Source organism: Nonomuraea sp. NPDC046570 (genome assembly GCF_040645915.1).
Lineage (GTDB): Bacteria > Actinomycetota > Actinomycetes > Streptosporangiales > Streptosporangiaceae > Nonomuraea.
In genome coordinates, this window is the sequence record NZ_JBEYZF010000029.1 from 80,795 (window position 1) to 93,413 (window position 12,619).

A 12,619-nucleotide genomic window follows, 5' to 3' on the forward strand; every position below is an offset into this window, starting at 1 on the left:
ATCGCCTTTCGTCAGGTCGACCCACCAGCCAGGGGGCTTGAGGATCTGCTCGGCGACCCATTCTGCCCACTCCTGCTGCGCGCGATCTGGGTCGCCGCCTTCACCATCCGCTGTCCCGCGCGACGCGCCCCGGCGGGCCCGCCCTCGTCCGAGGATCAGGTGGCCACGAGCCGGACGATCTCGCGAGGCCGTACCTCGCGCTCGTCATAGGCCAGATCGAGGTCCGCCGCCTGCACCGTGACCAGCGACGCCGCGAACGCCTCTTCCGACTCCCACTGCACGATCGAGATCACCGCGTCGTCGGACAGCCAGCATTCGGCCGACAGGCACCCTGGCGTACCCCGGAACACCTCGGCGACCTGGTGCACACGGGCGATGAACTCCTCTCGTTGAGAGGCGTGCGGATAGTGGCTTGCGATCATTCCGACCTTCATGAGGCTCTCCTCTGCCAGTTGCGTCCGATCAGTTGTCCGGCCGGTCCCAGCCGAACAGCTCGCCGAGCTTCCAGCGCAACGCGAACAGGGCCCGGGTGGCTGTGTTGGTCAACATAGAATATGATTGATAGCATAGAGGAGGTGGCGTGACAACACGACGAGAGCAGACCAGCAACGAGAGCCGCGAGCTGATCCTCACCGCGGCGGCGGAGCTGTTCGCCGAGAAGGGCTACCGGCAGACGACCTTCATGGACGTGGCCGAACGCTCCGGGATCAGCAGAGGCTCCATCCCGTGGCACTTCGGCAGCAAGGAGGGCCTGCTGCTGGCCGTACTCGAGCGTTCGGTGGCGATGGTCCGCGACAGTCTCGCCGAGGTGCCGGAGGAGGGGGAGGCGACATTCGAGCAGCTGAACCTGGGCGCCGGCGCGATGTTCGCGCTCCCGACCACCAAGCTCTTCGTCACGCTCCTGGTCGAGGCGCTGGAGCCGGACTCACCCATCCGCGACCGCTACGTCGAGATCCACAACACGTTGCGCGAGCACTGCAGGCGCTGGCTGGAACGGCTGCCGCTGCCGCCGGGGCTGTCGGCCGAGGCGCTGGCCGTCACGATCATCGGCGCCGGCATCGGCATCCACCAGCAGTGGCTGCTGGCGCCCGAGCAGGTCGACGCCGAACAGGCGCTGGCCGGGCTCCGGGCACTGGTGGCCGGAATCCTGCCGCCCACAGCTGATCTTCACCGCCCCGCATAGCTGGTTTGGATGGGGTGCGCTGCTGTGCGCCCTGGGCCTGGGGCCTCGGCGTGGCCGTCGCGACGCTCACGGGGAGCGGCCACGACGGCCCGGTTACTAGCGGTGGAACGTCGTCGGCGCCACGCGGACGGCGATCTCGTTGAACATCGCGTGCCCGTTGCCTGTGGTGTCGGTGATGGTCACCCTGACATAGCGGACCTGGCGATCGGCTCCCAGCGGGCTCCAGTCGTAGTCGTCGGTTCTCTGCATGGTGTAGGTGCGGATCGTCTGCCAGTCGCCCGCGCCGGTCTGTGACACCTCGACCTTCGCCGACTCGTGGTAACCCGGTTTGAGTACCACGCCGATCTCCGTGACCGGGTAGGTCTTGCCCAGGTCGAGCTGCCAGTACCGGGCCGGGGGCGCGGCGGCGGACGCGGCGGCCGCGTTCCAGTAGCCGATCTGGCCGTCCAGCGGCGCGGCGGGGCCCATCGTCGGTTTGCTGGCCGCCGTGTGGTTCAGGTCGGTCTGGTAGGTGACCTGGCCTGCGGCGTACAGGGCGGGGAGGTCCAGCCGGGTGGGGTCGGGGCGCAGGTAGGTGCCCGCCAGGATGCCCTCGCCGCGGTCGTAGTAGACGGTGAGGATCCGGCCGTCGGCGAGTTGCACGCTGCCCGGATAGGACATGTCGTCGAACACGCCGGGATTGCGGTAGATCAGCTTGCTCTGCGTGCCCGCCCAACCCAGGGTGTCGGCGTACATCCGTCCTGCCACCGGCCGTCCCTGGACCCAGGAGTTGGACCGGTCACCGTAGGTGAGCAGGTGGGTGCCGCCGCGAAGCTTGAGGAAGTGCGGGGCGTGGCCCTTCAGCGTGGGCTCGTCGACGGGTGCGGTCCAGGTGTCGCCGTTGTCGTAGGAGTGGCTGACCCGCATCACGTCGCCGTTGTTGGTCGTCCTGGCGACCATCATCAGGTGACCGCCGCCGAGGTCGGCCAGCGCGGGCTCGTTGTAGAGGACGGTCACGTCGCGGACGTAGACGGGTCCTTCCCACATCACCACCCGCTCGTCGGCCCTGTCCCAGGTCAGGCCGCCGTCTCTGCTGCGCAGCACGTGCGCGGCCGTGCCGCCGAGCGAGCCGTCATAGTGCCGCCAGCCGTAGATCGGCAGCAGGAGGTCGCCGTTCGCCAGTTCCACGATCTCGCCGTTCACCGAGACGGTCGCCTTGCCGCTGTCGTACATCAGCGTGGGCGGGACGATTCTCGGCGACCAGGTCGCGCCGTTGTCCGTCGAGCGGGTGACGTACACCTGGCGGCGATTCCCGCGCGCGGGGCGGTAGTCGTAGTAGGCCATCACCAGCGTGCCGTCGCGGAGCACCGTGAGGCTGGGTTCCTTGAGGTCCACGGTCAGGGGGTCGGGGTCGGAGGCGATGATCTGCTGGGCGGACCAGGTGAGGCCGCCGTCCGTGCTCCGCCTGGCGGCGATCGCGCCGCTGTGGGAGTGCGAGATGCTCCAGCTGTACGCGAGGTAGAGGTCGCCGTTGGGCAGTGTGACGATGGACGGGAACCAGGCGCAGGGGACGACCTCGTTCTCTTCCCTGACGGTCTTGTTCGGGTCGTTGTCCAGGTCGGGGTTCCACTTGACGCAGGGGCTGTTGGCCGGGGAGACGATCGAGATGTCCGGGACGGTGGGATTGTCGACCGAGGGTGCCGTTGCGGCCGCCGCGGGTCCCGTCGGCAGCGGGACGAGCAGCACGGCGAGTAAGGAGAGGATCAGGACGATGGGGGGTCTGCGCACGTTCCACCTCTTGCGGTAGATCGCTGGTTGATGTCGGCGATGAAACGCGAAATGCCATTCCATGTCAACGGTCGGCATGAGTGCCGGGAGAGGAGCCCTTCCCCGAGTGGCTGAGCGCGCCCATCACGAGCATCGCCGCCCATGGGACGGTCAACGCCATCTTCCGTATCGGCGACCGCTTCACCGCGTCTGGCATCCCACATCGGAGCCCGCCTACCACCCGCGCACCGCGCCAGCCTGCTATTGACGGCGGAGATACGGCGACCTAGCCTCACTTTTAGGAAAGTTTCCTAAAAGAAGTCGCTTTCCTCCACCCCCCATTCAGGAGACTCGCATGAGCCTTCGTCGTCGTGCCGCCACCCTGGCGGGCGTCGCAGTCCTGGCCATCGGCCCCGCCGTCCTCCTCTCCTCACCCGCCGCCGCCGCACCGCTGGGATGCACCACCCAGTACAGCTCCACCGAGATGTGGGCGACCAGCCACTGCTCCGCCGGCACCGGCAAGCACCAGGTGGTCGTCATCCAACGCCACCCGGCCCCCGGCGTCGGCCCCATTCTCATCGCCGGTCCCTGCGTGCCGGTCGGGCAGACCTCCTACACGGGGATCACCGGCTGGCCGATCGACTCGGTACGCGCGAACACCTGCGGCTGACCACCGCCGACCTTCGGCCACCCGGTGGAGTCGGCCCACCGGGTGGCCGCTCGCGTCGCCCACCGGCGGCCCTCGGTCGCCTTTGAACACAAGCGCCGTCCTAGATGAGGTCGGCCTGGTTGACGGCCTGCTCACCGGCGAGGAGAACCTGTTCCACACTTCGTCGCTGACGGCACATTCAGCCGACCGACCAACTACCGGCAGTGACTAACTCGGCACTCTCGGGTACCCTTCGATCTTCACAGACGCTTAACGTGATGATATGAAATTCATAAAGTGATCGACGCCAAGCCCTTTGCGCCTTGCAGGCGTCGATGCCGAGGCGAGGGGAACGCATGCATCTAACCCCGCACGAGCAGGAACGCCTGATGATCCATGTGGCCGCGGACGTGGCGGAGAAGCGTCGGGCCCGAGGACTGCGACTGAACTATCCCGAAGCCGTAGCGCTGCTGACCGTGCACGTACTCGAAGGTGCCAGAGACGGCCGGACGGTCCGAGAGCTGATGTCCTCCGGGCGCGGCGTGCTCACCCGCGAGGAGGTCATGAGCGGCGTCCCCGAGATGATCAAGGACGTGCAGGTCGAGGCCACGTTCCCTGACGGCACCAAGCTCGTGACCATCACCGACCCCATCCCGGCCCGCCCCGGTAAGGGCCTCAGCCCCGGACTGGTCGAGCACCCGGACCAGGCCGAGCCGGTGCGCGTCAACGAGGACCTGCCGATCACCACGGTATGGGTGCGCAATGGCGGCAACCGTCCCATCCAGGTCGGCTCCCACTATCACTTCTTCGAGGTCAATGCCGCTCTGGAGATCAGAGCGACGTCCACGTCCGAGCTCGACCGGCAGCTCGCGTACGGCCTGCGGCTGAACATTCCCGCAGGTAGTTCCCGGCGTTTCGAACCGAACTGCCCGACTCACGTGGACTTGGTCCCCATTCAGGGAGAGAGGATCGTCATGGGACTCCGTGGCCTGGTCGGAGGCGCGCTGGATGGCTGACTGCCGAGGGTATGAGCTCGCCCGCGCCGACTACGCCGACCTGTTCGGGCCGACCACCGGCGATCGGGTCCGGCTCGCCGACACCAACCTGCGCATCGAGATCACCGACGACTGGGCGGGCGGCCCGGGGCGCAGCGGCGACGAGGCGGTGTTCGGCGGAGGCAAGGTGATCCGGGAGTCGATGGGCCAGTCCTGCCTGCGGCGCGCGGACGGGGCTCCCGACACGGTGATCACCGGAGTCGTCATCCTGGACCACTGGGGCGTGGTCAAGGCCGATGTCGCCCTCCGCGACGGCCGCATCCAGGCGTTGGGCAAGGCGGGCAATCCGGAGACGATGAACAGGCGGCACGACGGCCACGCCATCGCCACCGACTTCCCGATCGGCCCGGAGACCGAGATCATCGCGGGCAACGGCAAGATCCTCACCGCCGGCGGCGTCGACACCCACGTGCACTTCATCTGCCCGGAGCAGTTCGACGTGGCACTCGCCTCCGGCGTCACGACGCTCATCGGCGGTGGCACGGGGCCGGCCGAGGGCACCAAGGCGACCACGGTCACCCCCGGCTCCTGGCACCTGAGAGGGCTGTTCGAGGCGCTGGACGGCGTTCCCGTCAATGTCGGCGTGCTGGGCAAGGGCGCCACGATGTCGAAGGACTCCCTGCGCGACCAACTGCGCGCGGGCGTGGTCGGCTTCAAGATCCACGAAGACTGGGGGGCGACTCCCGCCGTACTGGACGCGTGTCTCACCGTGTGCGAGGAGTCCGGCGTTCAGCTGGCGATCCACGCCGACACCCTGAACGAGGCCGGCTTCCTCCAGGACACCATCGACGCCATCAACGGCCGGTGCATCCATGCCTTCCATGTCGAAGGCGCGGGCGGCGGCCACGCCCCGGACATGATCGCCATGGCGTCTGAGCCCCGGGTGCTGCCCGCCTCCACCAACCCCACCCGGCCGTTGACGGTCAACACCGTCACCGAGCACGTCGACATGGTCATCGTGTGCCACCACCTCAACCCGGCCGTGAAAGAGGACCTGGCCTTCGCCGACTCCCGTATCCGGCCCTCGACCATGGCGGCGGAGGACATCCTGCACGACCTCGGCGCCATCTCGATCATGTCGTCGGACGCCCAGGCCATGGGCCGCATCGGCGAGATGATCATGCGCACCTGGCAGACCGCGCACGTGATGAAGCAGCGGCGGGGCCGGCTGCCAGGCGACTCGTCCGCCGACAACCACCGAGCCCGCCGGTACGTGGCCAAGTACACCATCAACCCGGCCATCGCCCACGGCATCGACCACGTCGTCGGCTCGGTGGAGATCGGGAAACTGGCCGACCTGGTGCTGTGGGAGCCGAAGTTCTTCGGCGTCAAACCGCATCTGGTGATCAAGGGCGGTCAGATCGCCTACGCCCAGATCGGCGACGCCAACGCCTCCATCCCCACACCCCAGCCGGTGCTGCCCCGCCGTATGCTCGGCGCCATCGGCCAGGCACCGGGCGGCAACTCGGTCAACTTCGTCTCCGAGCAGTTCGCCAATGACCTGCCGGGACTGCGCAAGGCGTTCGAGCCCATCCGCAGCACGCGGGAGCTGAGCAAAGCCGACATGCGGGAGAACAGCGCCACCCCGCGCATCGACGTGGACCCCAACAGCTTCAACGTGATCATCGAGGGCAGCGGCGGTACAACCGAGGAAGACGACGAAGTCGGGGATGTGCGGGTGTCGGTCGGTGACGACACCGTCGAGCCGCACTACTGCGACGAACTGCCCATGGCCCAGCGATACTTCCTGTTCTGATGAGCCGTACGGCACTGCTCATCCTGGCCGACGGCCGCTTCCCCTCCGGCGGCCACGCCCATTCCGGCGGGGTCGAGGCGGCCGTCGGCGCCGGACGCGTCCACGACATCGACACCCTGCGGCAGTTCTGCCGCGGACGGCTGCACACCACCGGCCTGGTGGCGGCGGGCCTGGCCGCGGCGGCAGCCGCCGGCTACGACCCGCTGCTCCTGGACGCCGCGGCCGACGCGCGCACGCCTTCACCCGCCCTGCGTCAGGCCGCCCGTCGACTCGGCCGGCAGTTGATGCGGGCAAGCCGCGCCGCCTGGCCGAGCCCCGAACTCGAAGCGCTGGCCGAGGCCCGGCCACGCGGCGCGCACCAACCGATCGTGCTGGGCCTGACCGCCCGCGCAGCGGGACTGACAGCGCTGGACGCGGCGCAGGCCGCCGCCCATGAATCCGTCAGCGGGCCGGTGAGCGCCGCCATACGCCTGCTCGGCCTCGACCCCTTCGACGCCACCGCCGTACTCGCCGGCCTGGCCGCCGACCTCGACCAGGTCGCCGGCCAGGCCGGCGAAGCCGCCGAACGCGTCCCGCGCGAAGGCTGCGACGCCCTGCCCGCCGCCTCGGCCGCCCTGCTCGACATCACCGCCGAACAGCACGCGGCCTGGCCCAGACGCCTGTTCGCCACCTGATCCCCGAAGGACACAGCACATGCACCTCCACCAGCCCGAATCCTCACCCCTTCGCCAGGGAGGCCGGTCGGGCGCCCTGCGCATCGGCGTGGGCGGCCCCGTCGGTTCCGGCAAGACGGCCACGGTCGCCGCGCTGTGCCGGCAACTGCGTGACACCCTGTCCATCGCCGTCGTCACCAACGACATCTACACCCGCGAAGACGCCGAAGCCCTGCTTCGCGAGGCCGTGCTGCCCGCCGAGCGGATCACCGCCGTCGAGACCGGCGCCTGCCCCCACACCGCCATCCGCGACGACATCTCCGCCAACCTCGCGGCCGTCGAGGACCTTGAGGACACCCTCGGCCGCCTCGACCTCGTACTGATCGAATCCGGCGGCGACAACCTCACCGCCACCTTCTCCAAGGGCCTGGTCGACCACCAGATCTTCGTCATCGACGTCGCCGGAGGCGACGACGTCCCGCGTAAGGGCGGCCCCGGCATCACCACCGCCGACCTGCTCGTCATCAACAAGACCGACCTCGCCCCGTATGTCGGCTCCGACCTGGAGACCATGGCTCGCGACGCCAAAGCCCAGCGCGGCGCGCTGCCCGTCATCCTGACCTCCGTCAAGGCCCACGACGGCGTACGGCCCATCTGCGACTGGCTGACCGAACGCCTGGCCGAGTGGGGCACTGTCCCGGCATGACCCTCGCACCAGCGACCCGGGGCGTACGGGCCACCGCCCGCATCCTGGCCACCGCCGACAGCGGCGTCTCCCTCCACGGCGACGGCCCCTTCGACCTGCGGCGCCTGCGCTCGGACGGACGCCGAGAGCGGATCTGCGTCGTCGGAGCCATGAGCGCACCCCACAACGGGGACCGGCTGGGCATCGAGGCGGTCGCGGGCCCCGGCACCTCCCTGCAGATCATCTCCGCCGCGGCCACCATCGCACTGCCCTCGACGGCGCCGGGGCACGCCGCCTACGACATCACCCTGACCGTCCAGGAGGGGGCGGAGCTGCACTGGCTCCCCGAACCGCTCATCTCCACCACCGGAAGCGACCTGCGCCAGACCACGCGCGTCGACCTCGCCCCCTCCGCGCGGCTCATCCTCCGCGAGGAGTACATCCTCGGCCGCGCCCACGAACCGCCGGGCCGTCTGGCCAGCCGCGTCACCATCCGCCGTGGCGGGCAAACCCTGTTCGACCAGCAGACCGCCTACGGGCCCGGCGTCCCCGCCTGGGACGGCCCCGCCGTTCTCCACGACAACCGCGCCGTCGGCCAACTACTCATCGTCGACCCCACGTTCGAGTCCCGACCGCTTCCGGTACGGCTCCTCGGCGACGACGGCGTCCTCACCCCGCTCGCCGGCCCCGGCGTACTCGCCACCGTCATCGCCCCCGACGCGTTACGCCTGCGCCACCACCTCGACAACGCGATCGAGGGCTTCCTTGGTGGGCTCCCCCAAGATGAAGCCGCCCGGTGAAGGGCTAGCGCCACCGTTCCGTGCGCTCGTCCCACCGGGAGCCGGGAGGCGGGGTGTCATCGTGGCGGTCGCTTCTCGGATGGGATTCCCCGAGCCACTGCCAGAAGATCCAGCCCGCCACCACCGGCACCCCCAGCACGATGAGCGAGAACTTCCAGCCGCCCGGCACGAAGATCGCCACCGCCACGGCGACGACGAACACCACCACAGCCGCCGCAAGACCAAGGCCGATCTTCTTCCAGAGCGACATGTAACCTCCTGAGATCGAGCCGGACGACGTAGCGGGTCGCCCGATTCGGTGATCTGGTGCAGCACCAGGGTGGCGCGGCGAGGTGCCGCCGATCAACCCCGTCCGCGTCGCGTCAAAGGGTGTACAGAGCCGTTGACGATCGCCGTATGACTACCCCAAACCGGGGCGGGGCCGCAGGTTTGAGTGGCTTCTGGGCTGGTCGTGGTGGTACAGAGTGGCTGGAATCACCCCAAATGTCATACCGGGTGTGTCTGGCCCGTTCTTTCGCGTGCACCGTACGGTCACTCAAACGAGTCGCCCGACACGCGCGGAAGATCCTGGAGCCCCCCATGCCAACCCTTGCCATCAGAAACGTGATGCTCCTGGACGGGACCGGCGCCGCCGCCCGTGCCGACTCGTCGGCGCACGTGACCGATGGGCGGATCAGTTGGGTCGGTGACGCGGGCGCGGAGCCGCAGGAGGTGAAGGTCGACCAGGTCGTCGACGGCGCCGGCCGTACCCTGCTGCCCGGGTTCATCGACAGTCACGTCCACCTGTGCGCCGACCCTGAGCGACCGGGGCGTTACGAACCCCTGCGGGTCAGCGCCGAGCGCCTCGCCATGGAGGTGCTCGGCCATGCGCAGGACGCCCTGCGGGGCGGGGTCACGACCGTCGCCGACTGCGGTGGCCGCGGCTACGTCACCCTCGACGTGCGCGACGCGATCCTCGCCGGTACGGTCCTCGGCCCGCGCATCATGACCACCGGCCTCGGCATCTCGATCACCGGCGGGCACTTCCACTGGTACTCGATCGAGGCCGACGACGTCGCCGAACTGCGCAAGGCCACCCGGACGCTCGTCAAGCGCGGTGTCGACTTCATCAAGCTCTTCGGCACCGGCGGCGGGTCGACGATGGGCTCGAACCCGGCCCTCGCGCAGTACACCGTCGAGGAGTTCCGTACCGTCATCGAGGAGGCCGAGCGCGGCGGGATCCGGGTCACCACCCACGTCCACGGCACCCCCGGCATCCGCAACGCCGTCGAGGCCGGGATCCACCGCCTGGAGCACGTCCAGTTCTTCGACAGCGAGGGGGACATCCGCTTCGACGCCGAACTGGCTCAGCGGATCGTCGACGCCGGCATCCCGGTGAGTCTCGGGATGGCCAAGCGATGGCGTACCGAGCAGGCCATCGACGGGTTCCTCACGCCGCGTCAACTCCAGCAGCGGGATCTGCGCGACAAGCGCGTGCAGGTGCTGCGCAACTTCCGCGAGGCGGGCGTCAAGCTGGTGGCGAGTACGGACGCCGGTATGACGATGACGCCCTTCGACGACCTGCCGTACCTGATGTCGTTCCTGGCCTCCGAGATCGCGATGACGATTCCCGAGGTGGTCCACTCGGTCACCGGCCGGGCCGCCACGGCGCTCGGGATCGACGCGGACCACGGGACGATCGAGGTCGGCAAGGTCGCCGACCTGGTCCTGGCCGACGGTGACGTCTCGGCCGGCCTCAAGCCACTCTTCGGTGAGCTCGACGTCTTCCGCGCCGGGCGTCAGCTCGTCCACCGTGGCCGGCTCACCGGGCCCCCCACCCGCCACGCGGCGAACTCCGCAGATCAGGAGGCATCCTGATGACCAAAGCCCCCCGAATCCTCAGCCTGGCGCTGGTCGCGCTCGCCGGAGCGGCGATCATCGGCTCGCTGCAGCGTGACGTCTGGACCGATCTCGGTCCCGGCCCGGGCTTCTTCCCCCTCGTCGTCGGCGGTCTCCTGCTGGTGCTCTCGGTGGCGCTGACCGTGGAGCTGGTGCGCCACCCTGACGACGACTCCCGTGAACTCGCCACGGATGGGCGGCCCCCCGCGCCCGTCCGTGGCGGCACCGCGGACCCGGAGGAGAAGCCGCGCACCCGCCTCGGGAACGTTCCCGGCCCGATCCTCGTCGTATCGGCGCTCGTCGTGGCGCTGATGCTGATGAACGTCCTCGGCTTCCGGATCTCGATCGCCCTGCTGGTGCTCTTCGTGCTGGCGGTCGTCGAGCGGATGCGCCTCCTCCACGCCGCAGGGCTGGCGCTGGCGATCAGCTTCGGCTCGTTCTACCTCTTCGCCGACCTGCTGGACGTCCAGCTTCAGGTCAGCGGCTGGGGGTTGTGATCCATGGAGTCTCTCGGTTACCTCGTCGAGGGTCTCGGGACGGCGCTGCAGCCGTACAACCTGCTGTTCGCGCTGATCGGCTGCCTGATCGGCACCGCGGTGGGTGTGCTGCCCGGTGTCGGGCCGACGGCCGCGACGGCGATGCTCATCCCGATGACCATCGCGCTCGACCCGATCGCCGCGATCATCATGCTCTCCGCGATCTACTACGGCGCGCAGTACGGCGGCACGATCACCTCGGTGCTGATCAACACTCCGGGTGAGGTCGCCTCAGCGGTGACCTGCATCGACGGCTACCAGATGGCCAAGAGAGGGCGGGCCGCCACCGCGCTCGCCGTCTCGGCGGTCGGCTCGTTCATCGGTGGCACGATCGCCAGTTTCGGGCTGGTGCTGCTCGCCATCCCGCTGACGAGCATGGCCCTGAAGTTCGGTCCGCCGGAGTTCTTCGCCCTGATGGTCTTCGGGCTCACCCTCGTCGTCGGGCTCGGCGGCAAGTCTCTCAAGCGGGCAGTGATCGCGGCCTGCTTGGGTCTTCTCATCGGCCTGGTCGGCATCGACCCGGTCGCGGGCGAGCCCCGTTTCACCTTCGGCATGCCCGAGCTGCTCGACGGCCTGGACTTCGTGCCGGTCCTGATGGGGTTGTTCGGCGTCAGCGAGATCCTGCTCAACCTCAGCGGCGGGGGCGGCGCGAAGGGTCCGCAGCGGGTCGCGAAGCGTACGGAATGGCGGGTGATCGGCAGGGCGATGCCGGCCATCGGCCGCGGCACCGGTCTGGGCTTCCTGCTCGGCCTGGTCCCCGGGATCGGCGCGGCGGTCCCCACCTACCTGTCGTACGCCCTGGAACGCAAGGTTTCCCGGCATCCCGAGCGCTTCGGCCAGGGGGCCGTGGAAGGCGTCGCCGGTCCGGAGACCGCGAACAACTCCTACGCCAGCGCGTCGATGATCCCGCTGTTCACGCTCGGCATCCCCGGCTCAGCCACCCTCGCGGTGCTGATGGGCGCCTTCCTGATGAACGGCCTGAGCCCGGGCCCGCTGCTGTTCAGCGAGCACCCGGACTTCGCCTGGGCGGTCATCGCGAGCTTCTACGTCGGCAACATCATCCTGATCGTGCTGAACCTGCCGTTGATCCCGATGTGGGTGCAGATCCTGAAGGTGCCCTACAAGGTGCTCTACCCGCTCATCCTGGTCATGGCCGTCGTCGGCTCGATCGCCCTGCGCGGTGAGGTCTTCGACGCCGGGGTCATGCTCTTCTTCGGCCTCGTCGGCGTCGCCTGCCGCAGGCTCGACATCCCGCTCGCGCCGATCTCGCTCACGCTGATCCTCGGCCCGATGATCGAGAAGAGCCTCCGGCAGAGCCTCTCCCTGTCCCAGGGGGACTTCTCCATCTTCTTCAACCGCCCGATCTCGCTGACCCTGATGGTCCTCAGCGTCGTCGTGATCGGCGTCTTCGCACTGAACCTGGTGCGCGGCGACAGCCGCGTCGAGAGTGAGGCCTGAACCGATGACTGAGTTGGCGGCGTTGTCGTTGGCCCGGGTGGCGGAGTTGATCCGTGACCGGGAGGTGTCTCCGGTCGAGGTCACCACCAGCGCGTTGGAGCGTATTGACCGGCTCGACGGCGTCATCGGTGCTTTCGTCACCGTGGTTGCCGATCACGCCTTGGCCTCGGCTCGTAGTGCTGAGCGTGAGATCGCGGCGGGCCTCTATCGCGGGCCTTTG

13 protein-coding genes and 1 pseudogene are annotated in these 12,619 nt (G+C 69.0%); 11 read left to right on the forward strand and 3 right to left on the reverse strand.

The genetic code is table 11. The features are described 5' to 3' along the window. Positions 1-155: 155 nt before the first annotated feature. Positions 156-434 carry an antibiotic biosynthesis monooxygenase gene (locus ABZ911_RS33320; RefSeq protein ID WP_358065090.1) on the reverse strand — a complete coding sequence of 93 codons (279 nt, stop codon included), beginning with the start codon at positions 432-434 and terminating at the stop codon, positions 156-158. A gap of 146 nt (positions 435-580) precedes the next feature. On the opposite strand from ABZ911_RS33320, the gene ABZ911_RS33325 reads away from it, so the two are divergent. Beyond that, on the forward strand, positions 581-1,183 hold the full coding sequence (locus tag ABZ911_RS33325; RefSeq protein ID WP_358065093.1) for a TetR/AcrR family transcriptional regulator: 603 nt from the start codon (positions 581-583) through the stop codon (positions 1,181-1,183). Between the two features lie 96 nt (positions 1,184-1,279). Here the strand turns inward: ABZ911_RS33325 and ABZ911_RS33330 are convergent, their stop codons facing one another. Then, positions 1,280-2,950 (reverse strand): exo-alpha-sialidase, encoded by a 1,671-nt coding sequence (locus tag ABZ911_RS33330; protein ID WP_358065096.1) that lies wholly within the window; start codon positions 2,948-2,950, stop codon positions 1,280-1,282. A gap of 334 nt (positions 2,951-3,284) precedes the next feature. On the opposite strand from ABZ911_RS33330, the gene ABZ911_RS33335 reads away from it, so the two are divergent. The 6 genes from ABZ911_RS33335 to ABZ911_RS33360 all read left to right on the forward strand — a co-directional run bounded on the left by ABZ911_RS33335 (position 3,285) and on the right by ABZ911_RS33360 (position 8,527). Further along, positions 3,285-3,599 (forward strand): hypothetical protein, encoded by a 315-nt coding sequence (locus ABZ911_RS33335; RefSeq protein WP_358065099.1) that lies wholly within the window; start codon positions 3,285-3,287, stop codon positions 3,597-3,599. Between the two features lie 335 nt (positions 3,600-3,934). Beyond that, positions 3,935-4,594: an urease subunit gamma gene (locus ABZ911_RS33340; protein ID WP_358065102.1), complete on the forward strand. Its 660-nt coding sequence runs from the start codon at positions 3,935-3,937 to the stop codon at positions 4,592-4,594. Next, complete coding sequence (locus tag ABZ911_RS33345) at positions 4,587-6,389, forward strand: urease subunit alpha (RefSeq protein WP_358065105.1); 1,803 nt, start codon at positions 4,587-4,589, stop codon at positions 6,387-6,389. The genes ABZ911_RS33340 and ABZ911_RS33345 overlap by 8 nt, the downstream gene beginning before the upstream one ends. Then, complete coding sequence (locus ABZ911_RS33350; protein ID WP_358065108.1) at positions 6,389-7,063, forward strand: urease accessory UreF family protein; 675 nt, start codon at positions 6,389-6,391, stop codon at positions 7,061-7,063. The genes ABZ911_RS33345 and ABZ911_RS33350 overlap by 1 nt, the downstream gene beginning before the upstream one ends. Positions 7,064-7,082: 19 nt before the next feature. Beyond that, positions 7,083-7,748 (forward strand): urease accessory protein UreG, encoded by a 666-nt coding sequence (ureG, locus tag ABZ911_RS33355; RefSeq protein WP_358065111.1) that lies wholly within the window; start codon positions 7,083-7,085, stop codon positions 7,746-7,748. Next, a complete protein-coding gene (locus ABZ911_RS33360) occupies positions 7,745-8,527 on the forward strand; it encodes an urease accessory protein UreD (protein WP_358065114.1) in 783 nt (260 codons plus the stop codon). Before ureG ends, ABZ911_RS33360 begins: the two co-directional genes overlap by 4 nt. A 4-nt stretch (positions 8,528-8,531) precedes the next feature. Here ABZ911_RS33360 and ABZ911_RS33365 read toward each other — a convergent pair whose 3' ends face one another. Then, positions 8,532-8,777: a hypothetical protein gene (locus tag ABZ911_RS33365; RefSeq protein WP_358065117.1), complete on the reverse strand. Its 246-nt coding sequence runs from the start codon at positions 8,775-8,777 to the stop codon at positions 8,532-8,534. Positions 8,778-9,106: 329 nt separating this feature from the next. Between ABZ911_RS33365 and ABZ911_RS33370 the strand changes: the two genes are divergently transcribed. From ABZ911_RS33370 to ABZ911_RS33385, 4 genes and pseudogenes are all read left to right on the forward strand, one after another. Beyond that, positions 9,107-10,384 (forward strand): amidohydrolase family protein, encoded by a 1,278-nt coding sequence (locus ABZ911_RS33370; protein ID WP_358065120.1) that lies wholly within the window; start codon positions 9,107-9,109, stop codon positions 10,382-10,384. Beyond that, complete coding sequence (locus tag ABZ911_RS33375) at positions 10,384-10,902, forward strand: tripartite tricarboxylate transporter TctB family protein (RefSeq protein WP_358065123.1); 519 nt, start codon at positions 10,384-10,386, stop codon at positions 10,900-10,902. Before ABZ911_RS33370 ends, ABZ911_RS33375 begins: the two co-directional genes overlap by 1 nt. A gap of 3 nt (positions 10,903-10,905) precedes the next feature. Then, entirely contained in the window at positions 10,906-12,399 is a 1,494-nt protein-coding gene (locus ABZ911_RS33380) for a tripartite tricarboxylate transporter permease (RefSeq protein WP_358065126.1), read from the forward strand. Between the two features lie 4 nt (positions 12,400-12,403). Beyond that, positions 12,404-12,619 (forward strand): annotated as a pseudogene (locus tag ABZ911_RS33385) (Asp-tRNA(Asn)/Glu-tRNA(Gln) amidotransferase GatCAB subunit A); the annotation flags it as partial.